This window comes from Faecalibacterium hattorii, assembly GCF_003287455.1.
GTDB lineage: Bacteria > Bacillota > Clostridia > Oscillospirales > Ruminococcaceae > Faecalibacterium > Faecalibacterium hattorii.
In genome coordinates this window covers 63863-88253 of record NZ_PRLC01000015.1, presented here as the reverse complement: position 1 = coordinate 88253, position 24391 = coordinate 63863, and the positions used below count along the sequence as shown (strand labels likewise).

Here is a 24391-nt window from a genome sequence, read left to right as displayed (position 1 = left end):
TGCGGCCGTAGCTCATCTGGTAGAGCGCCACCTTGCCAAGGTGGAGGTAGCGAGTTCGAGCCTCGTCGGCCGCTCCAAATGGAGTGGAAATATTCACTCCAATATGGTGACGTGGCCAAGTGGTAAGGCAAGGGTCTGCAAAACCCTCATCCACCAGTTCAAATCTGGTCGTCACCTCCAAAGGAATCCTGAACGTGAATGCGTTCGGGATTTTTTGTTTTATTGCATCCTTCCCTTCCCCATGCTACAATAGAACTATCTTTGTGAAAGGAGCGCCCGCCATGCCCGCAAAACCAGAACTTCATACGACCCTGACGCCGGACACGCCGGTGCGCTACCTGAAGGGCGTCGGGCCTAAGACCGCCGAGCGGTTCGAGAAGCTGGGCATCGTCACGCTGGCCGACCTGCTCTGCCACTATCCGCGCCGTTACATCGACTTTACCAAGCCCTATTCCATCGCCGAAGCGCCGAACGACACCGAATGCGTCGTCAAGGCCGAGGTGTTCGCCAAACCCGGCGGGCGCATCCTGCCGGGCGGGCGGCGGATGGAGCGGATCACCGCCGGGGACGATGTGTCCAGCCTAGAGATCACATGGTTCAATAACCCCTACGCCGCACAGAAGCTGGAACTGGGGCAGGAATATTATTTTCAGGGCATCGTGACGGGTGGGATGCTCCGCCGCCAGATGGTGAACCCGCAGGTGCGCACGGCCGAGCAGATCGCCGCCGCGCCTTTTGAGGCCGTCTACCCCCAGACCGAGGGCGTTTCCAGCAGCCTCATCGCGAAATGCGTCCGGCAGCTTCTGCCCCACGCGGAGCTGCTGCCCGACCCGCTGCCGGAGGAGATGCGAAAAAAATACCGTCTGCTCTCCAAGGCGGATGCGGTGCGGGCCATCCACTGCCCGGAAAGCGAGGACGCTGCTTTCGCAGCACGGCGGCGGCTCATCTACGAAGAGCTGCTGGTGCTGCAGCTCGGCATCGGCCGGATGAAAAACCGGGGCAGCGCCGCCACCGGGGCCCCCATGCAGCGGCTGGACCCGAAACCCTTCTGGGACACCCTGCCCTTCTCCCCCACCGGAGCACAGCGGCGGGCCGTGGACGAGATCTTGACCGACATGGCGGGCGAACAGTCCATGAACCGGCTGCTCCAAGGCGACGTGGGCAGCGGCAAAACGCTGGTGGCCGCCGCCGCCATCTGGGCGTGCATCCGCAGCGGCTATCAGGCGGCCCTGCTGGCCCCCACCGAGATCCTTGCCTCCCAGCACGCCGAGAACCTGAACCGGATGCTGGCCCCCTTCGGCATGCGAGTGGCCCTGCTGACCGGCGGGATGAAGGCCGCAGCCCGCCGCCGGACGCTGGCGGCCATCCGGGCCGACGAAGCCGACCTCGTGGTGGGCACCCACGCCATCCTGAGCGAGGGGGTGGAGTTTGCGCGGCTGGGCCTCGCGGTGGTGGACGAGCAGCACCGCTTCGGGGTGCGGCAGCGCGGCATGCTGGCCGAAAAGGCCGAGAACCCGCATCTGCTGGTCATGAGCGCCACCCCCATCCCCCGCACGCTGGGGCTGCTGATCTACGGCGACCTCGACATCTCGATCTTGGACGAACTGCCGCCGGGCCGCAAACCGGTGAAGACCCGGTGCATCACCGGCAAAAAGCGGCAGGACCTCTACGGCTTCCTCGACCGGGAGATCGACGCCGGGCGGCAGGTGTATATCGTCTGCCCTGCCATCGAGGACACCCCGGACGGCGGGCTGAACGCTGTAAAGACCTACTACGAGGACATCGCCAAGGCCCTTTTGCCGGAGCGCCGGGTGGGGCTGATGCACGGTAAACTCAAGCCAAAGGAAAAGGCCGCCGTCATGGAGGATTTCAAGGCCGGGCGGCTGGACGCGCTGGTGTCCACCACCGTCATCGAGGTGGGCGTGGATGTGCCCAACGCCACGGTCATGGTCATCGAAAACGCCGAACGGTACGGCCTGAGCGCCCTGCACCAGCTGCGGGGCCGGGTCGGACGCGGCGCGGCAGAAAGCTGGTGCTTCCTCGTCAGCGACAACACCGGCGAGAATGTTCAGAAGCGGCTCAAGTTCCTCTGCTCCACGGCAGACGGCTTCGCGGTGGCCCAGTACGATTTGGAGACCCGCGGCCCCGGCGACTTTTTCGGCAGCCGCCAGCACGGTCTGCCTACGCTGCAGATCGCCGACCTGATGAACGACACCCGCACCCTCCATGCGGCCCAGAGCGAGGCCGCTGCCCTGCTGGCCGAGGACCCGCTGCTCACGGCCCCGGAACACGCCCTGCTGGCCGCGCAGGTCGAGCAGATGTTTGAAAAGGCGGGCGCGATGAACTAGGAAAAAAGAAAAGGGCTGTTGCCAACTCCTTCCGTCATCGCTCACGCGATGCCACCTCCCTCTGAGAGGGAGGCTTTCACAGCTCACCGTTACGCCAAGGCTCCCTCCGAGAGGGAGCTGGCACGGCGAAGCCGTGACTGAGGGAGTTCTGTACAACAGCCCTTTTCTGGTTCGTATTATTTCATGGGGATCACATCGCAGAAGACGCAGCGGCTCTTGGTGGAGAGGGCTGCGTCCTTGTGGTAGCAGCCGAAGAACCATTTTTCGTACTGCATTTTCAGCAGGATCTTATCGAGGAAGAGGTGCAGCCGGTTCGACTCCCCCGCCGCCAGCGCAGAAAAATCAAGGAACTTGCTTGGCGCATCGTGGGTCAGCACATAATCTACCTGCCAGTTGTTTGCCGCGAGGCTCTGTTCGCAGGAGGCGTATTCCTCGTCCGAGGGCATCTCCTGCGGCCACCAGTTGACCCCCGGCTCCCGCTCCTCCCGGTCGGGGCTTTCGGCCCCGCCGAAACAGAGGTATTTTTTCTCTTCCAGCGTCAGCACACTGCCCCGGCAGACGTGGTAGACATTGCCGCCCAAAGCCTGCACCTTGCCGCCGAACAGCTCTTCTTCCGGGTACTGGGCCAGCAGGTCGTAGTTTTCATGCGCGCCGTCCAGAAACAGCAGGGTGTAGGGCCGCTTGCGCAGCCAGTCCAGCTTTTTCTGCTCCTCTTTGCTGCCGTCCCACACGAACCCGAAATCGCCCAGCACGATCACCACGTCCCGCTTGCCCAGCCAGCGGAGCTTGCCGTGCTTGAAGCGCTCGATGTCGCCGTGGGTGTCTCCCGTCAGATATACCATCGTTTCCCTCCTGCCCTGTGTGAAACCCGTAAAAACCCTTGTCTCCGCAGGGCAAACCTGTTATTATTATAAGGTGAAGCTTTGCTTCGTTTGTTTGTCATTTCCGGTCGCATCCTGCGCTCCGGTTCTTCTATTTTATCGCTTTTTGAAGGAATTGTCCACATGAAACGTATCGCTGCCCTCTTTTTATCCTTGGCTGTGCTGTTCAGCTTTTTGGCTGTGTCGGCAAGCGCCATGTTCGACCCCAGCCCCGTGTACGAGGTCAAGGCCCAGAGCGCCTATATCGTGAACACCGACACCAACATCATCGTCTACGACAAGGACAGTCAGAAACAGGTCTGGGCCGGGGGCCTGACCAAATATATGACCATCGCGCTGGTGATGACCAACTACGCCGACCAGCTCGACAACACTTTTACGATGCCCTTCGCCATCTCGGATTACGTCCACAACACGGACAACGCCGATATGCGCTCCGGCGAGACCTTCACCTACCGGGAGGCCGTCTACGCCATGGTGACCCGGAACGCCAACGAGGCTGCCATGGGCCTTGCCTACGAGCTTTCGGGCGGAGACCTTGCCGGGTGGGTCAGCCAGATGAACACCCTGTCCCAGCGCATCGGCACCACCGGCAGCACATGGACGGATGCCTGCGGCCTTGACCGCGGCAATACCACCACCGCCGTGGATATGTACCTGATCCTGCGCTACCTGATGAGCTTTGATGCGTTCAAAGAAATTTCCAGCGCCCCGACCTTCACGATGCCGGCCAAGGAAAAGCACGCCAAGAGCTTTGTGCTGCTGAGCCAGAACGTTGCGCTGAACAAGATCAGCGGCGGAAAATTCTACCGCAGCGCGATGCAGGGCGGCATGTGCGACGTGATGGCCTATAAGAACGACAGCGGAAACCAGAGCTACGTTTCGTGGGCCAACAAAAACGGCGCGACCTATATCTTCTGCATCATGCAGAGCCCCGACACCTGCGACGACTACGGCTACGCGAACCGCCGCCCGGCGCTGTGCGAGACGACCAAGCTCATGGACTGGGTGTTCGACAGCTTTTCCATCCAAGCCGCGCTGGACACCGATCAGGCGCTGGCAGAGATCCCGGTGAAGTATTCCTCCGACACCGACACCCTGCAGCTTTACCCCGACGACAACATGATGACCCTGCTGCCCTCTTCGGGCGACGGCACCGTGACCCAGAAATACTTCCACCTGCCCGACTATGCTTCTGCCCCCATCCATCAGGGCGACGTCATCGGCACGGTGGAGCTGAAGTTGGCCGGGGAGACCATCGGCGTGGTCAACCTCATCGCCGGGCAGGACGTCCACCAGAACACTCTGCTCCTGACCGTCTCGAAGGTGCAGGAATTCTTCCGCAGCCTCTACCTGAAAGTCCTGATCGTCCTCAGCCTCCTCACCCTCGCCGTCTACGGCCTGTGGTGGCTGCTGAACACATGGCACGGCCGGAAGCCGAATAAGAAGATCCATCGCAGATAATCGCCGCGAGGGCGGGAGCCGACAAGCTCCCGCCCTCGTTTCGTTTTAATCAATGGTCGTCTTGGTCCGCCCGACGCCGATGACGGCGGTGGTGATTTTTTTCCATGTGTTGCAGCCGCAGACGCCGTCCACAGAAAGGCTGGTGCGGCGCTGGTAGCCCCGGAGCGCTTCCTCGGTCTTGCTGCCGAAAAGCCCATCGATGCGGGTGCCGGTCTGGTAGCCCAGCGTCGAGAGGGCATCCTGCAAGACCATGACGTAACAGCCCCGGCTGCCCCGCCGCAGGGTGGGATACCCGGCGGTGGTGCCTCTGCACGCGGGGGTGCCGTAGCGGCGGTCAAAGTGGACCCATGTGGGGGTCTGGCTCAGCGGCTCCACATAGCCCCACGCCCCGGTGGAGCGGGCGGCGTTGTAGATGGCCGTGCGCCGGGTCTGGCTCAGGCTCTGGCCCACATCAAAGGCCACGCCCGCGTAGTGCTGGCTGCGGGTGCCGTGGCCGCCCTCCCAGATGCGGCGGAACGCATACCCCACCGGGATGCCGCTGCCGTATTTGCGGCGGGTCAGGTTCCACGCTTCCATCGCCGCGATGGTCGTCCAGAGCACCGGGCTGTTGGATCTGCCCCGGAACTCCCGCAGGGTCAGGGTCCGGTTGGTGCTGTAGGGCATGGGGTCGTTCTCGTTGAGGCTGTTGTAGGTGTAGACCTTATTCTCGTAGGCGTCGTAAATAAGCAACCGTGCCATCCTCACTCCTCCTCACATTCGCAGCTCTGGGCCCGCAGCGCCGCCCATGTTTCGCGGTTGACGATCCCGGTCTGCTCCAATCCGGCCCGCGCCTGTGCCGCTTTGACGGCGACGGTCTCCGCCGGGCCGAAGGACGAATTTTCGGTGACGAAATCCTCGCCGCAGTAGAGATTCGCCCGCCCGTTGAGCCACTGTTCCACCTGCATCACATCCGGGCCGATGCTCCCTTCAGTGACGGCGCGGCCGGGGTAGGCCAGCCCCTGTTCCGCGTCCCGGTCGGGGTTGGGGGTCTTGGCGGCCAGCTGCAAGCTCAGCGCTTCCACCGCCGTCCACGTCTCGGCGTCGGCGATGCCGGTCTCCGGCAGATCCAGCAGGGCCTGTGCGCTGCGGGTGGAAGCCGCCGTCTCGTCGGTGTACCGGTCGGACAGGGGCGGCCGCTCCACACGGTCGAAGTAGTAAGCGATGCGCTGAAGCAGGATGTTATAATAGAACACCGCGCTGCCCTCGCTGCCCACGGTCAGGGGTTTGCCGGGGTAGGGCAGACGCTTCAGAGTGACCACGGGGCCGCTGCTGCGCAGGGCCGAGGCTTTGCCGTAGAGGGAATCCCACGTCGTGCGCCCCACGATGCCGTCCACTGTCAGCCCCGCGAACCGCTGGTAGGCCCGCACCGCGTTCTCGGTGGCCGCGCCGAAACTGCCGTCGATGCTCACGGCAGGGATGCCGGTTCCATAGGCGCTCAGGAGGTAGAGGTAGAATTGCAGCTCCCGCACCGCCGTGCCGCTGCTGCCCCGCCGCAAAATGCCCGGATACTCGCCGGGGCGGAGACTGGCCGAAAGCAGCTTGTTGGCGATGTCGTTGTAGACCTCGTACAGCTTATTCCATGTGGTCCGGCCCACCACGCCGTCGCTGGTCAGGCCGAAATAGGTCTGGAACCGGCGGACGGCCGCAGCCGTGGCCGCGCCGAACCGGCCGTCCACCGTGACGTCGTTCAGGCGGGAATAGACGCTCCGGGCGATCTTGAGCCAGAACTGAATGAGCCGGACATTCTGCCCACTGGCCCCCTGCCGCAGAGCCGTGCCGGGGTAGGCGTTGGGGGTGCCGTTGTCGGACTGGATACTCCGAAACTCGTTGTACACCGCCGTCCATGTCTCGCGCCCCACCACGCCGTCCACGGTCAGGCCATACCGCCGCTGGAAGGCCCGCACCGCGTTGGCTGTGGCCGTGCCGTAGCTGCCGTCCACCGTAATGGGCGGAATGCTGGACTCGTACTGGGCCAGCGTGTTCATCCAGAACTGCAATTGCTCCACAGCGCTGCCCGTGGAGCCGGTGCGCAGGGTGGTTCCGCCCCATGTGCCGTCCGACAGGGTGCCGCTGGAGGTCTCGCCCTCACTGGTCAGCTCGGCCAAGTCCTTGACCGACACGTAGATATAGCTGATCTTATACCACGTCTGCCGCCCCACCACGCCGTCGGCGGTGAGGTCGAACTGCTTCTGGAACGCCTTGACCGTGGCAGTCATGCGGGGGCCGAATCTGCCGTCCACGGTCAGCTTGCCGAGGAAGGGGTAATCCTTGGTGATGCGGTTGAGCTGGCGCTGCAAGGTGTACACCGCCGTGCCGGAGTCGCCCTGCCGCAGCGGCGAGCCGGGGTAGCTCTGGGGGATGGACTGGATGTTGTTGGTGCGGACGATCTCGATGTTGCTGCCGTAGTAGTATTTCAGGATCTGAAGCGGCGTGCGGCCCTGTTTGGCCAGCGTGACCGTGCCCCACTGCTTCAGCCCCGGACAGGTGACGGTCTTGCCATCGCAGTATTCGGAGTAATAGGGATTCACGGTGCCGGTCTTGCGGAGATAGGTGTTGAAGATGTCGTCGGTCAGCCGCACCATGACGTCGAACACCGTCCGCCCGTGGACATAATATTGATCGTAGCTGGTGGAATTGGTGATGTTGAAGTTGTAGCCCTTGCTGGGGTACCACTCAGTGTAGATGCGGTTCAGCGCCAGCGAGATCTGGCAGTGGATGTTGGCCCGGAGTGCCGCTTCGGGCCACGTGGGGTAAACTTCGCTGGACGCCACATTGGCGATATACTTGCGGAACGAGACGGTCACGTTCCGAGCCGAAGCCGCCGGTTTGCCCAGATGGACGGTGATGTTCTTCGGGATGATGACCCGGTCGAGCACGCGGGGAACGCACCCCGCAGTGGGGGCGGTGCCGCTGCCGCCATCCCCCGCAAAGAGGGCATGGGGCGGGATGACGATGGGCGGGTTAGGCACATCGCGGTCCTCCTCGGTTTCGGGGATCATCTCCGGCTGGGCCAGCGTCACCTGCCCCGCAAAGATCTGGACGCCCTGAATGCGGACGGGCCGGAAGCCCGTTTTGGCCGCGGTCAGGCTGCACACCGCATAGGGGCAGCGGGTGGTGTTCTCCGCCTCCAGCGAGAGGGCACAGTCCGGTGCGGTGATGACCACATCGGCGGCATTGCCCTCGGCGTCGGTCGTCCGGACGGCGGTGAAACCGTCCCCCGTGATGTTCACCGTCACCCCCTCCACCGGGGAGGACTGCCGGGCCGCAAATGCCTGAATGCGCAAAATTCCGGTTGCCATAACAAAAACTCCTTTGCCGAAATGTTCACTTGGTTCACCCATAGCGTATTCGGAACGGAGTGGGAAGGTGCAAAGGAACGTTCTCTTGTCAAAAAGTCCAAAGTATGTTATGATAAAAGCAACAAGAGAAAGCAGGTGATCCGATGAGCGAGTCCCATATTTCTCACGATGCAGCATTCGAGCAAAAACATGTGGAAGACCTTGAACGGATCCGCGGCTTCCGGCTCATGGACGATGATTTCATGAGCAAGGTTTTTGAAGACAAATCTTGTGCCGCGCTGCTGCTCCGCATCATTTTGAACCGTGATGACCTGACGGTACAAGAAGTGCATGGTCAGCACGATCTGAAAAATTTGCAGGGCCGTTCCGTCCGGTTGGACATTCTGGCTCTGGATTCCGCAAACCGCGCATACAATGTGGAAATTCAGCGTTCTGACCGCGGAGCCGGTGCCAAACGGGCACGTTACAACAGCAGCCTCTTGGACGCTAATCTGACCCATTCCGGAGATTCATACAGCGATTTGAACGAGACCTATATTGTCTTCATTACAGAGCGTGATATCTTAAAACGTGGTCTTCCTATTTATCACATCGACCGTGTTGTGCGCGAGACCGGGGATATCTTTGAAGATGAAGCTCATATTATCTATGTCAATTCGCAAATCAAAGACGAGACCGCTTTGGGGAAGTTGATGCACGATTTTTTCTGCACCGATGCAACGGAAATGTATTATTCTACATTGGCCGATCGTGTACGCTATTTCAAAGAGGATACGAAAGGAGTGGCAAATATGTGCAGAGCTATGGAAGAAATGCGAAATGAAGCTGCTCGTGAAGCAACACATGCCAAAGCTGTGGCTGTTGCATTGAGTATGCTTGCAGATGAAATGCCCCATGACAAAATTGCAAAGTACTCCGGTCTCTCTCTGGATGAGATCGCGACCTTGAGCCAGAAGAGACCCGCATAAGTTTTTGTATCCGCAAAAAAACCTCCATCCGAGTGCGTAAAGCACCAGATGGAGGCTTTCTTTTTGGAGAGAATTTGGTTCAGATAAAGCTTACCGCTTATACTTGGCCGCGGTCTGCAGACGCTGCATGGCGCGGTCAAGGGCGATCTTGCTCTGGTAGTATTCGTGCATACTCTGCTTATGCTGCAAGCGCTCTTCAGCGCGGATGCGGGCGGCCTCGGCACGGTTGCGGTCGATGTCCTCCGGGCGCTCGGCGCTGTCCACCAGCAGCAGAACAAAGGTGGGGGTGACTTCGGCGATGCCGTCGCCCACCAGCACCTCGCGGGTCTCGCCGTTCACGGTGAACTTCGCAATTCCCATGTGCAGAGCCACCAGTACCGGGTTGTGCCCGGCCTGAACGCCGTACACCCCGTCGCCGGTGGGGAGGATCAGGCTCTCGCAGTCGCCCTGATAGAATTCACCGCTGGAAGCAGTGATGTTCAACATGAACTTTTCCATCAGACGGCACCGCCCTTTTCCTCCGCGAGCTTGTCGGCGGCCTTCTTGCGGGCATCGTCAAGGGTGCCCACGTTGAAGAAGGCCCACTCCGGCAGATCATCGCACTGGCCGTCCACGATGGCGGCAAAGCCCTTGACGGTCTCGGCCAGCGGGACGTACTTGCCCTGCAGACCGGTGAAGTTCTCGGCCACCGAGAAGGGCTGGGAGAGGAACTTCTGCAGCTTACGGGCGCGGGTGACGGTGAGCTTGTCTTCCTCGCTCAGCTCATCCATGCCGAGGATGGCGATGATGTCCTGCAGCTCCTGATAGCGCTGCAGCGTCGCCTGAACCTTGCGGGCAACACGGTAGTGCTCCTCGCCCACGATGTCGGCTTCGAGGATGCGGCTGGTGGAGGCCAGCGGATCGACAGCGGGGTAAATGCCCTGCTCAACGATCTTACGGCTCAGGACCGTGGTGGCATCCAAGTGTGCGAAGGTGGTGGCGGGGGCCGGGTCGGTCAGGTCGTCGGCGGGGACGTAGACAGCCTGAACCGAGGTGATGGAACCATCGCGGGTAGAGGTGATGCGCTCCTGCAGAGCACCCAGCTCGTTGGCCAGCGTGGGCTGGTAGCCGACGGCGGAGGGCATACGGCCCATCAGGGCGGAGACTTCGGAACCGGCCTGCACGAAACGGAAGATGTTATCGATGAACAGCAGGACGTCCTTATGGGTCTCCTCGCGGAAGTACTCGGCCATGGTCAGGCCGGTCTCCGCGACGCGCATACGGGCTCCGGGGGGCTCGTTCATCTGGCCAAAGACCAGCGCAGTCTTGTTCAGAACACCGGAAGCGTTCATCTCACCCCAAAGGTCGCAGCCCTCGCGGGAGCGTTCGCCCACGCCGGTGAAGATGGAGTAGCCGCCGTGCTCGGTGGCGACGTTGTGGATCAGCTCTTGGATCAGGACGGTCTTGCCGACACCGGCGCCGCCGAACAGGCCGATCTTACCGCCTTTTGCGTAAGGAGCCAGCAGGTCGATGACCTTGATGCCGGTCTCCAGAATTTCGGTTGCAGGTTTCTGCTCTGCAAAGCTGGGAGCCTTGCGGTGGATGGACCAGTGGGGCAGGTCGTCCACCGGGCCCTTGCCGTCGATGGGGCGGCCCAGCGGGTCGAACATGCGGCCCAGCGTGCCTTCGCCCACCGGGGCGTTCAGGCCATGGCCGGTGGCGGTGACCACCATGCCCTTGCCAAGACCCTCGCTGGCAGAAAGCATGATGCAGCGCACCGTCGTCTCGTTGACGTGCTGCGCCACTTCCATCGTACGCTCGGTGCCCTCGGCGGTCACCGTCAGCGCTTCCTGCAGGGCAGGCAGCTTGCCCTCGGTGAACTTGACGTCCACCACGGGGCCCGCTACGCGAATAATAGTTCCCTGTATCATACGATTGCCTTTCTCATAGAATCGATACTCCCTCAGTCACAGCTTCGCTGTGCCAGCTCCCTCGGCGAGAGAGCCGCTAAAGCCTCTCTCCTTGAGGGAGGCGGCATCGCTTAGGTGATGCCGGAAGGAGTAAGTTTTACTCATTGTTCTGTACTGCCGCCGCACCGCCGATGATCTCGGTGATCTCCTGTGTGATGGAGCCCTGACGGGTGCGGTTGTATTCGAGCTGAAGCTCGTGGATCATGTCATTCGCGCTCTTGGTGGCCGAATCCATGGCGGTCATGCGGGCGCTCTGCTCGGCGCAGAAGCTCTCGGTCATGGCGCCGAAGATCATACCGTGCATATAAATGGGCGCTGTCTGCTCGAACACGGTCTTCGCATCCGGGAACATCTCCACCTCGCCCCGCGGGTCACCCAGACCTTTGGGCGTGGGCTTCAGGTGCTCGCGGTCCAGCGGAAGCAGCCGCTCCATGACGGGTTCACTGGTCAGGGCATTCTGGATCTTGGTGTAGACGATGTACACCTCATCCAGCTTGCCGGACTTGAAATCGTCGATGGCGTCCACGGTGATATCGCGGGCACGCTGCAGCGTCGGGGCCGTGGCGCCGTACTGGAACTCTTCCACCAGACGCGGGTCCTTATGGAGCAGGGCACGGTAGCCGACCTGACCGATGACATAGAACCGGTCGTTCTGGTCTGCATGTTCCTTGAGGAACTTGAGCAGGTTCTGGTTGTAAGCACCGGCCATGCCCTTATCGGCGGTCAGCACAAGGTAGGCCCGCTTGGGGTTCTCCACATTCCGCTCATGGAAGTAAGGGTGGACCGGCTCATCCGGCAGATGGGGCACGACGCGGGAAATGGTATCCCGCATCCGGGTGAAATACGGCAGAACGTTTTGGTAGTTCTGGCGTGCCTTGCGGAGCTTGGAGGAGGAGATCAGGTACATGGCATTCGTGATCTTCATGGTATCCTGAATGCTCTCGATCCGCTCCTTGAGCAGCTTACTGGACGGCATGGCTCTCCCCTCCCGCATAGGCCTTCCACGCGGTCAGGATGGCATCCACCTGTTCCGGCGTGATCTTGCCGGTGGAAGTGATGGCGTCCATCGTGCCGGAGACATCGGCCTTGAACGACCGCACGAAGGCGGCCGTCTTGGCGCGCTGCTCCGTCAGCGGGACAAGATCCAGCATCCCGTGGGAAGCCAGCGTCAGGATCACGACCTGCTCGGCATCGGACTTGGGCTGATAGAGCGGCTGCTTGAGCATCTCAGTCAGGGCCTTGCCGTGCTCCAGCTGGCGGCGGGTCTCGGCGTCCAGATCGGAACTGAACTGGGCGAAGGACTCCATATCCTTATACTGGGCCAGCTCGATGCGCAGGTTGGCATTGGCCTTCTTCATGGCCTTGGTCTGGGCTGCGCCGCCGACACGGGACACCGACAGGCCGACATTGACGGCCGGGCGGTTGCCCGCGTTGAACAGGGCGCTCTCAAGGAAGATCTGACCATCGGTGATGGAGATGACGTTGGTGGGGATGTAAGCGGAGACGTCGCCCGCCTGCGTCTCGACGATGGGCAGAGCGGTGATGGAACCGCCGCCGAGGTCGTCGCGCATCCGGCAGGAGCGCTCCAGCAGACGGGAGTGCAGATAGAAGACATCGCCGGGGTAAGCCTCACGGCCCGGAGAGCGGCGGAGCAGCAACGAGATGGCACGGTAGGCCACTGCGTGCTTGGACAGGTCGTCGTAGACGATCAGGACGCTCTTACCCTTGTCCATGAAGTACTCGGCCAGTGCCGTGCCCGCATAGGGGGCAATGTACTGCAGGGGGGCGGAGTCGGATGCCGTGGCCGCCACGATGGTGGTGTAGCTCATGGCACCGTGCTTTTTCAGATCCTCGGCCACGCGGGCGATGGAGGAAGCCTTCTGACCGATGGCGACGTAGATGCAGTAAACGCCGGTGTCCTTCTGGTTCAGGATGGCGTCGGTGGCGATGGAGGTCTTGCCGGTCTGGCGGTCGCCGATGATCAGCTCACGCTGGCCGCGGCCGATGGGGAACATGGAGTCGATGGCGAGGATGCCGGTGTGAAGAGGGGTGTCCACGCTCTGACGCTCCAAGATGCCGGGGGCCTGTTTCTCGATGGGGTTGTAGCCCTCCGCTTCCACCGGGCCCTTGCCGTCGATGGGCTCGCCCAGCGGGTCGATGACGCGGCCGAGGAAGCCCTCACCCACGGGGATGCCCGCACGCTTGCCGCTGCGGGTCACGAGGGTGCCGACGCCGACGGACTCGGCACCGTCGAACAGCATGATGCCGAGGCGGCCCGGCTCCACGCTTTCGACCATGCCCTTGGCACCGTTCTCGAAGGTGACGATCTCGCCGTACACGGCGCGGTCCATCCCTTCGACCTGCACGATGCCGTCCGCCGAGGAGATGACCACGCCGCCCTCAGCCGAGGTCTCGGCGGGCTTGTAGTCCTCGATGCGGGTCTTCAGGGTCGCCAGATCGGGCTTGCCCGCCATCATGGTGTCCAGCATGTGACGGCCGGAGTTATCGAACATCCGGTCGCCGACCTGCAGGACATAGCCGGAGAGGAGGCTCTCGTCCACGGAGACATTCAGGATGACCTCGGTGGCATCGTAGAGCTTCTTCACTTCATCCTTGATGCGGGTGATGTCCTCTTCCCGCAGCTTGCGGGCTGCACGCAGGTCGGCCTTGACGATGCGGTTGGAGTTGAAAAATTCCTTGCTGAATTCAGTTGCCATTGCCAGCACCTGCTTTCTCCAACAGATCGTCCAGCAGACGGGCATCGTCCTGCGCAGTCAGGTTCCGCTCCAGCAGCTTCTCGCACATGGCGCGGGCAAGGGCCGTGGTCTGGGCGTCGGCCTCGCGCAGCTTGTGCTGGCGCTCGGCTTCGGCCGCAGCCTTGCCCTCGGCCACGATGGCGTCGGCCTGTTTCTGGGCGTCAGCCAGCAGCTGCTGCTTTTCCTTCTCGGCCTGCTGCTCGTAGGCTTCGCGGCGGGCAGCGGCTTCGGCGTCCACATTGCGCAGCTTACCCTCTGCGCTGGTCAGGGCTGCGGCGGCATCCTGCTTGGAAGTTTCCGCCGCGGCAATGGCGTCGTCGATCTGCTTCTGGCGCTGTGCAATGACGTTCATGACAGGCTTGTACAGGAACTTCCGCAGCAGCAAGAACAGGATCAGAACGTTGACGACCGTCCACAAAAGATTCAGATTCAGTGTCAGCATTCCGTCATGCCTCCGTTATCAACCCAAGAACAGGATGATCAGCAGGGCAACGACGAAGCCGAAAATTGCAGTACCTTCTGCCAGAGCAGCGCCCAGCAGGAGGTTGGTCTGGATCTTACCGGAAGCTTCCGGCTGGCGGCTGATGGCCTCCGTTGCCTTACCGGTGGCAATGCCGATGCCGATGCCGCCGCCAATACCAGTCAGCGCTGCGATACCAGCGCCCAGAGCTACGAGTCCGTTCATAATAAAATCTCCTTTGTAATGTAATCACTTCTCAGCCCGCGCTGCGTCTGAGATCACTCTTCGTCCCCAATGCTCTCTTTCATGAACAGGGAGGTCAGGAACACAAACACATAGGTCTGGATCAGACCATCGAACAGGTCAAAATACAAACTGAAGACAGCGGGGACGAACACCGGCACCACGAGCTTGATCAGCTCCATGATGACGAACGCGCCCAGCACGTTGCCGAACAGTCGCATGCAAAGGCTCGTAGGCCGGATCGCGATCTCCAAGATGTTCATGGGGGTCATGATCGGGGTAGGAGCCGTCAGACTCTTCAAAAAGCCGGGCCCGCCGCGCGCATGGATGCCGGCATACTCGATGAGCACGATGCTCATGAGCGCCAGAGCCGCCGTGACGTTCAGATCCTTCGTAGGGGGCTTGATGCCGAACACACCGATGAGGTTGCTGCACCCGATGTACAGCGCCACGCTCACCAGATACGGCACATACCGTTTGCCGTTTTCGCCCAGCAGCCCGACGAAGAAATCGTTGATGGTGGTCACGACCGTCTCAAGGACAGCCTGACGCTTGGTGATGTGTTCGACCCGCAGATTCCGCGTCAGCAGGATCGAACCGAGGACCAGAAACGCCATGATGCCCCAACTGACGACCACCGACTCCGGGATGAAAAGCCCGAAGACCGAGACCATTTCAACGTTCAGCTCTTCTTTTAAAGCAGCAGTCAACGCATTCATTCTTTTTGCACTCTCTCCTTTCTCATTTTGTGGTATGTATCATAGCACGATTGTGCCGAAATTTGTAGCCGCCCGCCCCAGATTCTACTTTTTGTTATATTCCATTTCACGGAGCGCGGAGAAGTGTTGTGCAATTTGCGCAAATACTTGAATGTTTCTTATGCCTTTTGCACAATTCCTTAGCCAAATCTTAGTTTTTTGCTTCATCTTGTACGGGTAAAATGAGGCAAAATCGGCACGTTATTCACTGTTTGTATAGCCGGTATATCAAATTTATATGGGAAGCAGGGCTGAGATGTAAGGGCTGTACCGGGTTCACTTCTTCTCACCGCGGCGGAACAGCAGGCGGAAAGTCGAGTTTCATGTATCCCAGCTTTTTGGACTTTTGGTGCAAAAGCAAAGGGTATTTGTTGTACAGTCTGCGAATAGACAAGCGGCCCCGTTTTGAGTATAATAAAGCCAGAAACCAGAGAAGTACAGCAGAAGCTCAAATGAGAGCTAACCCCGCTGACTTGAAGCAGAAAGGAGCGAGACCGATGGTCGATATGGAACCCGCACAGTTCGGACAGACTGTCGGGGTTCGCTGAGAAGCAAAACAGAGGCTCTCCACAAACGGGATGTATCCCCCGTATAAAAACACAAAAACAAGAGCCAGTCTTGAGCATCCATCACGCGAAAACAGAACAGTCTGTCGAGTATAAGACCCCATGGCGATTCAAATAGATCCGCTTGAGGTGATCCCTATGAAGAAAGCTTTTGCGCGGACGAAGATATTTGAATGACCAAAAAGGAGTAACTCCAATGTACTAAGCAGTGGAACCCCCAGCAAATCTAACTCGAAAGAATGTGGTAATATGAAATTCATCTTCATGATCTCTGTACCGCAGTCCAACAGTTAAGAGAAGGGTCAGTCCAATGCACACGAGTAGCTAGTCCCCCTTGAAATAGATTCCAGTTTTCTGATAGTTTCTAAGGAGAGTCACCCTATGAAACGTACAATCCGAAAATGAGGAGATCCAAGGAGAAGAGGCTTATGACTCCGAAGAAGTAAGTATCCAGCCGGACGAGGGCTTGCAACCGCCTCGATCCGGCTGGTTTTTTGTTCCTTCGCACATTTTCCGGGCAGAATGTTCCGTTCCGGGTTGAATCCCGTCCTTGCTTTTTCACCCCCCTATGTTATACTTGTGGAAAAAGATGGAGGTGTATCGTATGGATTCGTTCTTCTCGTCTTCCACCCTGTTCAACATTGTGCTGGCCGTGATCTGGTTCATCTCCGGCATCCGGGATTTTCAGGGCAAGGACCCGCTCATCAAACTCCCCTTCAACCAGTACGTCCGCGACCCTGAGTACCGCGCGTTCTGGCAGAAAAAGAACGGCGTATTCTACATGCTCAATGCTCTCGCCTTTCTGATCCTGGCCTTTACGCCTGTCACATCGCTGGTCTACCGCATCCTCTTCGGGGTTGCCATCGGGGGCGACCTTCTTTATCTCGTTGCGTATGAGAGTTGGAACCATAGCGCCGATTGAATCGTTCTGGCCTGGTTCCATTCCAAAATTTTTCTTGCTCCTTCTGCCGTTCTCTGCTACAATGGAGAAAAACGCAGGAGGATTTTTCTTATGGTCAAGCATGTGATTCTGTGGCAGCTCAAGGATGAGCTTTCCGACACCGAAAAAGCCGCCGTCAAGGCAGGCATCAAAGAGGGCCTGGAAGGTCTGGCCGGGCAGATCCCCGGTCTGGTGGACATCCGCGTCAACATCAACGCTCTCCCCTCTTCCAACGCCGACCTGATGCTGGACACCACCTTCGAATCTGCCGAGGCGCTCAAGGGCTATTCCACCCACCCGGCCCATGTTGCCGTGGCCAACAGCAAGGTGCGCCCCTACTATAAAAACCGCGTCTGCCTCGATTACGAGATTTAACGTTGACAAAGCCGCCTTTTTCGCGTATTATAATAAGAAGAAGGAGTTTTTATGCCCCTTTTGTCATAACACTTGCAAGAGCGCGGCGAAACAAGGTGTTACTACGGAAGTCTAAGCTCCCGTCCCTGCCCGGAAACTCCGGCAGGACGGGAGCTTTTTTGTGACACAGCCACGATAGAAAGGAAGAGCATATTCCCATGAGCGAGCATAAAACATTTTACATCACCACCCCCATCTACTACCCCAGCGACAAGCTGCACATCGGCCACAGCTACACCACCGTGGCCTGCGATGCGCTGGCCCGCTTCAAGCGGATGCAGGGCTATGACGTCATGTTCCTGACCGGCACCGACGAGCACGGCCAGAAGATTCAGGACAAGGCTGCCGACGCGGGCGTGACCCCCAAGGAGTACGTCGATAAGATCGTGGCCACCGTCAAGGACCTGTGGAAGCTGCTGGACGTCAGCTATGACCGCTTCATCCGCACCACCGACGACTACCACATGGAGTCCTGCCAGAAGATCTTCACCAAGCTCTACGAGCAGGGCGACATTTATAAGGGCGAGTACATCGGCCACTACTGCAAGCCCTGCGAGAGCTTCTGGACCGACAGCCAGCTCGTTGACGGCAAGTGCCCCGACTGCGGCCGCGAGGTCTACGACGCCCACGAGGAAGCCTACTTCTTCAAGACCAGCAAGTATGCCGACCGTCTGCTCAAGCTCTACGAGGAGAACCCCCAGTTCATCCAGCCGGAGAGCCGCAAGAACGAGATGATCGCCTTCATCAAGCAGGGTCTGCAGGACACCTGCGTTTCCCGCACCTCCGTCAAGTGGGGCATCCCTGTCCCCTTCGACCCCAAGCACACCATGTACGTCTGGGTCGATGCTCTGAGCAACTATATCTCCGCGCTGGGCTACGGCAACGAGACCTACCACGATTACGACAAGTTCTGGCCCGCAGACCTGCACATGGTCGGCAAGGAGATCCTGCGCTTCCACACGATCCTCTGGCCCGCCATGCTGATGGCCCTCGATCTGCCGCTGCCTAAGCGGGTGTTCGGCCACGGCTGGCTGCTGATGAACGGCGGCAAGATGTCCAAATCCGTGGGCAACGTCGTGGACCCCGTCATCCTCTGCGACCGTTACGGCGTGGACGCCATCCGCTACTTCCTGCTGCGTGAGATCCCCTTCGGCAACGACGGCATGTTCACCAACGAGGCCCTGATCAACCGCATCAACAGCGATCTGGCCAACGACCTCGGCAACCTGCTCAGCCGCACCGTCGCCATGTGCGAGAAGTACTTCGGCGGCACCGTCCACCATGTTGCCGGCACCGAGGCCATCGACGCCGAGCTGGAGGGCATGATCAACGGCCTGACCGCCAAGGTCACCGCCGACATGGACAACCTGACCATCCCGCAGGCTCTGATGGAGATCTTCGCCGTCATCCAGCGCGCCAACAAATACATCGACGAGACCGCACCTTGGGCGCTGGCCAAGGACGAGGCCAGCAAGGAGCGTCTGGAGAGCGTGCTGTACCACCTGTGCGAGGCACTGCGCGTGGCTGGCATCCTGCTGAACGCCTACCTGCCCTCCACCGCCCCCAAGATGATGGATCAACTGGGTCTGGACGCTTCCGCCCTCGACCTCGCCAAGACCGTCTACGGTGCACAGGAGACCTACACCGTCCACAAGGGCGACGCTCTGTTCCCCCGCATCGACGTGGCCAAGGAGATCGCCCACCTGAAGGAAGAGGACGAGAAGCGGAAGGCCGCTGCCGAGGCTGCCAACAAGGCCAAGGCCGAAGCCGAGGCCGCCAAGAACGCCCCTGCCGCTGCCGAGAGCAGCGTGGACTTCACCCACGAGGAAGAGATCGACTTCGATACCTTCTGCAAGGTGGAGCTGCGCGTAGCCGAGGTCCGTGCCTGTGAGAACCTGAAGGAGAGCAAGAAGCTGCTCCACCTGACCGTCTTCGACGGCCAGCGGGAGCGCTGCATCCTGTCCGGCATCGCCAAGTGGTTCAAGCCGGAAGACCTGATCGGCAAGAAGATCGGCATCGTCTGCAATCTGGCACCCCGCCCCATGATGAAGGGCAAGTATGTCAGCGAGGGCATGATCTTCGCTGCGGACACCGCAGACGGCGGCTGCTCCATCGCCTTCTACGGCGACGACACCCCCGTCGGCTCCCGCATCCACTAAGCCATGGAACACACTGTTTCGCGGACGGAGAAGCTGGATGCGCTGTTTGGCACACCGGTCTTCGCCGTCCTCATCGCGATCTTCTGCAACGCGCTGTGGGGTTCCGCTTTCCCCTTCATCAAGATGGGCTACCGCCTGTTCGCCATTGAGACGGCGGACACGGCCTCCATCCTCTGCTTTGCGGGCGTCCGGTTCATGCTGGGCAGTCTGCTGGTGCTGGTGGGCAGCCTCATCTTGGAGGGCAGACTCCCCGCCCTGCCGCAGGGCAAAGTGCTGGCCGAGTGCTGTGCGCTGGGCCTGTGGCAGACCACGGCGCAGTATGCGTTCTACTACTCCGCCGTCGCCCTGCTGACGGGTGCCTTCGGCGGCATCCTGAACAGCACCCAGAGCTTCCTTGGCGTCATCTTCGCCCACTTCCTCTACGGAAATGCCGACCGGATGACCCCCGCCAAGGCCCTTGGCTGTGTGCTGGGCTTTGCGGGCGTTCTGGTGGGCACGCTGGGCAACCATGGCGGCGGCAGCGCCTTCGGCATCTTTGCCATGCTGCTGGCTACCGTCATCTTCACCTTGGCGGGCCCGTGGAACAAATCCGTCACCAAAAAAGCCGACAGCTTTGCCGTCTGCTTTCTGAACCTCTTCGTCGGCGGCGCAGCTCTGCTGGTGCTGGGTCTGCTGCTGGGCGGGCGGCTGACCGTCGTTTCGGCGGCCGGTGTGCTGGACCTGCTCTATCTGGCCTTTATCTGCGGCGCCGGGTATGTCATCTGGGCCTTGCTCATGAAAAACAACCCCGTCAGCCGCATCGCCATCTTCGGCTTTGTGAACCCGGTGGTAAACGTCCTGCTCAGTGCATTGCTGAACGGGGAGCCGCTCTTCCGCTGGCAGTACATGGGGGCTCTGGTGCTGGTCTGTGTCGGCATCTGGCTCGTAAACAAGGCCCCGAAGAAGGAGGGCGTATGACCGGCCCCATCTTTGACACCCACGCCCACTACAGCGCCCGCGCCTTTGACGCAGACCGCTTTGCTCTGCTGGACAGTCTGCCCGCCAAAGGCGTGGTGGGCGTCTGCGAACAGGCCACTCACTCCGGCGACGCGCCCCGCGTGCTGGAGCTGGCCCACAAGTATCCGTGGGTGGTGGCTGCCATCGGCATCCACCCGGAAAGCCTTCTCGCCCCGGAGGACTGCGGCGAGGAGGGCCCGGCCCCCACGGTGTCGGTCTACGGCGGCGACTGGGCCGCTGAGATGAAAGCGCTGGCCCCCTATTACGACGACCCGAAGGTGGTGGCCGTGGGCGAATGCGGGCTGGACTACCACTGGCCCGTGCCGAAGGACGCCCAGCTGGCCCTCTTCGAGGCCGAGATCAGGCTGGCGCTGGAACTGGACAAGCCCATCATCGTGCATGACCGCAACGCCCACGCCGACATCTACGCCCTGCTGAAAAAATACCAGCCCAAGGGCATCGTCCACTGCTATTCCGGCAGCGCGGACGACGCGCTCTGGCTGGCAAAGCAGGGGCTCTACTTCGGCTTCGGCGGCGCGTGCACCTTCAAAGGGGCCAAGCGGGCCGCAAAAGCCATCGCCGCCCTGCCGCTGGAGCAGATCGTTCTGGAAACGGACTGCCCCTACATGGCCCCGGAACCCGTCTGCGGCACCCGGTGCGACAGCTCCCTTATCCGCTATGTGGGAGAGTATATCGCGCAGATCAAAGGGGTGCGGGAGGAAGCGGTGTTCCGGCAGACGGCGGAAAACGCCAAACAGGTCTATCAATTGTAAGGCCCATCTTCGTACAACCTCTCAGTCATTGCTCCGCGATGCCAAGGGCTCCCCTACTAGGGGAGCTGTCGCGAAGCGACTGAGAGGTTGTACAAACAGCAATTTTATCTACAAAAGCTGAATTTTATTTCAGTTTCTGTATAAATTCAAATTAAAACTACACTTTGTCAACAAGGAGACTTATCTTATGAAAGCTCGTATTCCGCAGCACCGCGAATTCATCATCAACTTCCCCGACACTGTCGATCAGGCCAAGGCCAACGAGGGCTGGGCCAAGCTGCAGCAGATCGTTGAGGACTACAAGAAGTCCCACAACGGCGCTTCCGTCTACGCCCCCACCTTCATCGAGGACTGCGAGGCCGACGTCAAGAAGCTGCAGGAAGAGTATGGCTTCGAGTACACCGTTGAGTACGTGAAGTAATTTTTCTCTCCGTTTTTACAGCCCGCATAGTAAAAGAGGCCCGGAACCGCTTCGTTCCGGGCCTCTTTGCATTTGCAGGGAGTTTCAGTTATTTTTTTCGACTTTGCTGAGCAGGATGCGGTCGTTATCCAGCGCCTTGCCCGCGTTCTCGCGGAACTTTTCCAGCAGGTCGTCCACGGTCATCTTGCGGCGCTCCTCGCCCTTGACATCGAAGACGATGCGGCCCGCGTCCATCATCAGGGTGCGGTTGCCCAGCTCAAGGGCTTGGTGCATGTTGTGGGTGACCATCAGGCAGGTGATCTTCTTTTCGGCCACGATGCTCTTGGTCAGCTCCAGCACCTTTTCGGCGGTGGCGGGGTCCAGCGCGGCAGTGTGCTCGTCCAGCAGCAAAAGCTTCGGGGTGACGAGGGTCGCCATCAGCAAGGTCAGCGCCTGACGCTGGCCGCCGGAGAGCAAACCCACCGGCTGCTTCATCCGGTCTTCGAGGCCCATGTCCAACAGGGCCAGCTTCTCCCGGAACAGTTCCTTGTCCTTGCGGGAGATGCGGGAGAAGATGGCGTGGGGGGCTGTGCCCGCCCGGAGGTAGGCCAGCGCGAGGTTCTCCTCGATGGTCATGTTCGGCGCGGTGCCCTTGAGGGGGTCTTGGAAGAGGTGGCCGATGACCCGGCTGCGCTCAAATTCGGGCGCGAAGGTGATGTCCTGCCCGCCCAGCTCGATGCTGCCCTCGTCGGCGATGAAGCCGCCGGTGATGGCATTGAACAGGGTGGATTTGCCCGCGCCGTTGGAGCCGACGATGGTGGCGAAGTCCCCCGCTTCCATCTTCAGGCTGACGCCGTTCAGCGCCACCTTCTCGTTGACGGTGCCGGGGTTAAAGGTCTTGTGCAGATTTTGCAATTCCAGCATTTCCATCTCAGACCGCCTCCTTCTTCTGGGCCGCGCGCTTCCGCTTTTCGAAGGCCAGCCGGTTCTGGATGGCGGGCATCGAGATGGCGATGGCCACGATGAGGGCGGACACCAGCTTCATGGCCGCCGCCGGGACGTTGAAGCGCAGGGCCACTGCCACGATGAAGCGGTACAGGCAGCTGCCGAAGACAACGCCCAGCACCCGGCGCACCATGGTGCGCTTGCCCACCAGCGTTTCGCCGATGATGAGGGAGGCCAGCGCGATGGTCACCATGCCGGTGCCCACGTTGATATCGCTGCTCTTCTGGTACTGGGCCAGCAGACCGCCGGAAAGCGCCGTCAGCGCGCCGGAGATGCACAGGCCCACCGTGATGGTGAAGGCCGGGTTGATACTGGAAGCCCGCACCATGGCGGCGTTGTCGCCGGTGGCCCGGATGGACAGGCCCAGCCGGGTGCCGAGGAAGCCCACCATGCCGACGCACGCGAGAGCGATGACGGCTGCGGTCAGCATCAGCTTATACCAGCCGCCGGTGAAGGCCAGCGCCGTCTTGGCCAGCGAGAAGACGGTGTCCGTCTTGACCAGCGAGAGGGTGGACGAGAAGCCCATGACCGCCAGATTGATGGTATACAGGCCGGTGTTCACAATGATGCCCGCCATGATGCTCTCGACGCCGAGGCGGGTCTGCAAAAAGGCGGTGACGAATCCGGAGCACACGCCGGCGGCCATCGCGGCCACCAGCGCAAGGAAGGGGTGGCCCGTCAACGCGACCTGACAGGCCACGGCGCAGCCAAGGGTGAAGCAGCCGTCGGTGGACAGGTCCGCAATGTTCAGGATGGAATAGCTCAAGAACAGAGCCAGCGCCACAAGGGCATAGATGCAGCCCAGTTCCAGCGCGGTCTGGATCACGTTGAGTGAAAAGATACTCGCCAGCATGGTTGTTGCTCCTTTAGAAGTTTTCCTGCGTGGTCACTTCCACGACCTCGGTGCAGTAGGGCTCGAAGGCCTTCTTGACCGTGTCGAGGTCGAGGCCCAGCGCCTTGCAGGTCTCGGTGTTGATGGTTGCAATGCCGTTGTCGAAGGTCTGGTAGGGCAGGTCGGCGGTGGTCTTGCCCTCGCAGAGCAGCTCCACCACCATATCGGCGGTGGCCTCGCCCAACTGGACGTAATCGACGCCGTAGCCCACGAAGGCACCGTTCAGCGCGAAGCTGTCGGCACCGGTGTAGTGCTGGACGCCCGCATCAAGGAAGGTCTCGTAGATGGAGAGCTCAGCGGTCATGACCGTGTTATCGGTGGGGGTGAAGACGGCCTTGACGCCCGCAGCGATCAGGGCCTCCGCAGCCATCTGGACCTCCGCGGTGGTGGTGCCGTTCTTTTCAACGTACTTGATGCCTTTGCTGTCGCAGAACGCCTTGGCATCCGCGATGGCTTGGGTGGAAGCATCCTGACTGAGGTCGTACAGCAGACCGATGGTGTCGATGTCCGGGTTGACCGCGAGGATCAGGTTCATGATGGCATCGGTGTTCAGCGCGTCGGAGGTGCCGGTGATGTTCTCCTCGCCGTCAAAACCGGCGGCAGAGGGGTCGGTGACAGCGGAGTAGACCACGGGGATATCGGTGTCCTCGACAGCCGCCAGCATGGTGGCGGCGGTGGGGGTGGCAACGGCCACGATGACGTCCACATCGTCGGCCACGAGGTCGGCACCGATCTGGTTCAGGTTGGTCTGGTCGGCCTGTGCGTTGGCGTAGTAGTCGGCGTAATCGAAGGTGACGCCCTTCCCCTTGCCCATCTCATCCAGACGGCTCTCGACGGAAGCGACGATCTGGTTCAGGGAAGCATGATCCACGTAGTTGACGATGCCGACCTTGAAGGTCTGGCCCGCCTCGGCAGAAGCGGCGGCAGACGAAGCAGCAGCGCTGGAAGCGGTGCCGGCGGCAGCGGACGATGCCGAGCCGCCGCAGCCGGTCAGGCTGAATGCGGAAACAGCGGCGGCGCCAAGAGCGGCCTTCAGAAAGCTGCGGCGGGTGATCTTGTTCATGGTTTTCATAGCGGTTGC

General features: G+C 60.7%; 22 protein-coding genes and 2 tRNA genes. 11 read left to right on the top strand and 13 right to left on the bottom strand.

Annotation, left to right across the window (positions count from 1 at the left end; genetic code table 11):
- Position 1 precedes the first annotated feature (1 nt).
- From C4N23_RS10915 to recG, 3 genes are all read left to right on the top strand, one after another.
- A tRNA-Gly gene (locus C4N23_RS10915) sits at positions 2-77 on the top strand.
- 28 nt (positions 78-105) lie between these two features.
- Positions 106-180 (top strand) — tRNA-Cys (locus C4N23_RS10910).
- A 101-nt stretch (positions 181-281) separates the two neighbouring features.
- Complete coding sequence (gene recG / locus C4N23_RS10905) at positions 282-2348, top strand: ATP-dependent DNA helicase RecG (RefSeq protein WP_112146011.1); 2067 nt, start codon at positions 282-284, stop codon at positions 2346-2348.
- Between the two features lie 176 nt (positions 2349-2524).
- Here the strand turns inward: recG and C4N23_RS10900 are convergent, their stop codons facing one another.
- A complete protein-coding gene (locus C4N23_RS10900) occupies positions 2525-3190 on the bottom strand; it encodes a metallophosphoesterase (RefSeq protein ID WP_112146009.1) in 666 nt (221 codons plus the stop codon).
- A 162-nt stretch (positions 3191-3352) separates the two neighbouring features.
- On the opposite strand from C4N23_RS10900, the gene C4N23_RS10895 reads away from it, so the two are divergent.
- Positions 3353-4693 (top strand): D-alanyl-D-alanine carboxypeptidase family protein, encoded by a 1341-nt coding sequence (locus tag C4N23_RS10895; RefSeq protein ID WP_112146007.1) that lies wholly within the window; start codon positions 3353-3355, stop codon positions 4691-4693.
- 45 nt (positions 4694-4738) lie between these two features.
- Here the strand turns inward: C4N23_RS10895 and C4N23_RS10890 are convergent, their stop codons facing one another.
- Positions 4739-5431: a peptidoglycan-binding domain-containing protein gene (locus tag C4N23_RS10890; protein ID WP_055189846.1), complete on the bottom strand. Its 693-nt coding sequence runs from the start codon at positions 5429-5431 to the stop codon at positions 4739-4741.
- 2 nt (positions 5432-5433) lie between these two features.
- The gene (locus tag C4N23_RS10885) at positions 5434-8031 is read right to left on the bottom strand and encodes a peptidoglycan-binding protein (protein WP_112146005.1); all 2598 of its coding nucleotides are present in this window, start codon (positions 8029-8031) and stop codon (positions 5434-5436) included.
- A 143-nt stretch (positions 8032-8174) separates the two neighbouring features.
- Here C4N23_RS10885 and C4N23_RS10880 point away from each other — a divergent pair, with 143 nt between their 5' ends.
- Positions 8175-8999 carry a PD-(D/E)XK nuclease family transposase gene (locus C4N23_RS10880; protein WP_055189842.1) on the top strand — a complete coding sequence of 275 codons (825 nt, stop codon included), beginning with the start codon at positions 8175-8177 and terminating at the stop codon, positions 8997-8999.
- Between the two features lie 90 nt (positions 9000-9089).
- Here the strand turns inward: C4N23_RS10880 and atpC are convergent, their stop codons facing one another.
- From atpC to C4N23_RS10845, 7 genes are all read right to left on the bottom strand, one after another.
- On the bottom strand, positions 9090-9497 hold the full coding sequence (gene atpC, locus C4N23_RS10875) for an ATP synthase F1 subunit epsilon (RefSeq protein ID WP_055189840.1): 408 nt from the start codon (positions 9495-9497) through the stop codon (positions 9090-9092).
- On the bottom strand, positions 9497-10909 hold the full coding sequence (gene atpD, locus C4N23_RS10870; RefSeq protein ID WP_055189838.1) for a F0F1 ATP synthase subunit beta: 1413 nt from the start codon (positions 10907-10909) through the stop codon (positions 9497-9499). Before atpD ends, atpC begins: the two co-directional genes overlap by 1 nt.
- A gap of 136 nt (positions 10910-11045) precedes the next feature.
- Positions 11046-11924 carry an ATP synthase F1 subunit gamma gene (gene atpG / locus C4N23_RS10865; RefSeq protein ID WP_112146003.1) on the bottom strand — a complete coding sequence of 293 codons (879 nt, stop codon included), beginning with the start codon at positions 11922-11924 and terminating at the stop codon, positions 11046-11048.
- Positions 11911-13665, bottom strand: a complete 1755-nt coding sequence (gene atpA, locus C4N23_RS10860; protein ID WP_112146001.1) for a F0F1 ATP synthase subunit alpha — start codon at positions 13663-13665, stop codon at positions 11911-11913. Before atpA ends, atpG begins: the two co-directional genes overlap by 14 nt.
- Complete coding sequence (gene atpF / locus C4N23_RS10855) at positions 13655-14146, bottom strand: F0F1 ATP synthase subunit B (protein WP_112145999.1); 492 nt, start codon at positions 14144-14146, stop codon at positions 13655-13657. Before atpF ends, atpA begins: the two co-directional genes overlap by 11 nt.
- 18 nt (positions 14147-14164) lie before the next feature.
- Positions 14165-14389, bottom strand: coding sequence for an ATP synthase F0 subunit C (atpE, locus tag C4N23_RS10850; RefSeq protein ID WP_015563599.1), 225 nt, complete (start codon positions 14387-14389; stop codon positions 14165-14167).
- Positions 14390-14442: 53 nt separating this feature from the next.
- Positions 14443-15126: a F0F1 ATP synthase subunit A gene (locus tag C4N23_RS10845; RefSeq protein WP_112145997.1), complete on the bottom strand. Its 684-nt coding sequence runs from the start codon at positions 15124-15126 to the stop codon at positions 14443-14445.
- Positions 15127-16335: 1209 nt separating this feature from the next.
- Between C4N23_RS10845 and C4N23_RS10835 the strand changes: the two genes are divergently transcribed.
- From C4N23_RS10835 to C4N23_RS10810, 6 genes are all read left to right on the top strand, one after another.
- Positions 16336-16653: a hypothetical protein gene (locus C4N23_RS10835; protein WP_055189828.1), complete on the top strand. Its 318-nt coding sequence runs from the start codon at positions 16336-16338 to the stop codon at positions 16651-16653.
- 90 nt (positions 16654-16743) lie between these two features.
- Entirely contained in the window at positions 16744-17046 is a 303-nt protein-coding gene (locus C4N23_RS10830; RefSeq protein WP_112145993.1) for a Dabb family protein, read from the top strand.
- A gap of 197 nt (positions 17047-17243) precedes the next feature.
- Positions 17244-19244, top strand: a complete 2001-nt coding sequence (metG, locus tag C4N23_RS10825) for a methionine--tRNA ligase (RefSeq protein WP_112145991.1) — start codon at positions 17244-17246, stop codon at positions 19242-19244.
- A 3-nt stretch (positions 19245-19247) separates the two neighbouring features.
- On the top strand, positions 19248-20201 hold the full coding sequence (locus C4N23_RS10820; protein ID WP_112145989.1) for a DMT family transporter: 954 nt from the start codon (positions 19248-19250) through the stop codon (positions 20199-20201).
- Positions 20198-21013, top strand: coding sequence for a TatD family hydrolase (locus C4N23_RS10815; protein WP_112145987.1), 816 nt, complete (start codon positions 20198-20200; stop codon positions 21011-21013). Before C4N23_RS10820 ends, C4N23_RS10815 begins: the two co-directional genes overlap by 4 nt.
- Before the next feature lie 187 nt (positions 21014-21200).
- Positions 21201-21434, top strand: coding sequence for a hypothetical protein (locus tag C4N23_RS10810; protein ID WP_055189818.1), 234 nt, complete (start codon positions 21201-21203; stop codon positions 21432-21434).
- Between the two features lie 84 nt (positions 21435-21518).
- On the opposite strand, the gene C4N23_RS10805 is transcribed toward C4N23_RS10810, so the two are convergent.
- The 3 genes from C4N23_RS10805 to C4N23_RS10795 are packed head-to-tail and all read right to left on the bottom strand — an operon-like array spanning position 21519 to position 24382.
- Positions 21519-22337 carry an ABC transporter ATP-binding protein gene (locus tag C4N23_RS10805; RefSeq protein WP_342587759.1) on the bottom strand — a complete coding sequence of 273 codons (819 nt, stop codon included), beginning with the start codon at positions 22335-22337 and terminating at the stop codon, positions 21519-21521.
- 7 nt (positions 22338-22344) lie between these two features.
- Positions 22345-23271, bottom strand: a complete 927-nt coding sequence (locus C4N23_RS10800) for an ABC transporter permease (RefSeq protein WP_112145983.1) — start codon at positions 23269-23271, stop codon at positions 22345-22347.
- A gap of 13 nt (positions 23272-23284) precedes the next feature.
- A complete protein-coding gene (locus tag C4N23_RS10795) occupies positions 23285-24382 on the bottom strand; it encodes an ABC transporter substrate-binding protein (RefSeq protein WP_112145981.1) in 1098 nt (365 codons plus the stop codon).
- Positions 24383-24391 lie beyond the last annotated feature (9 nt).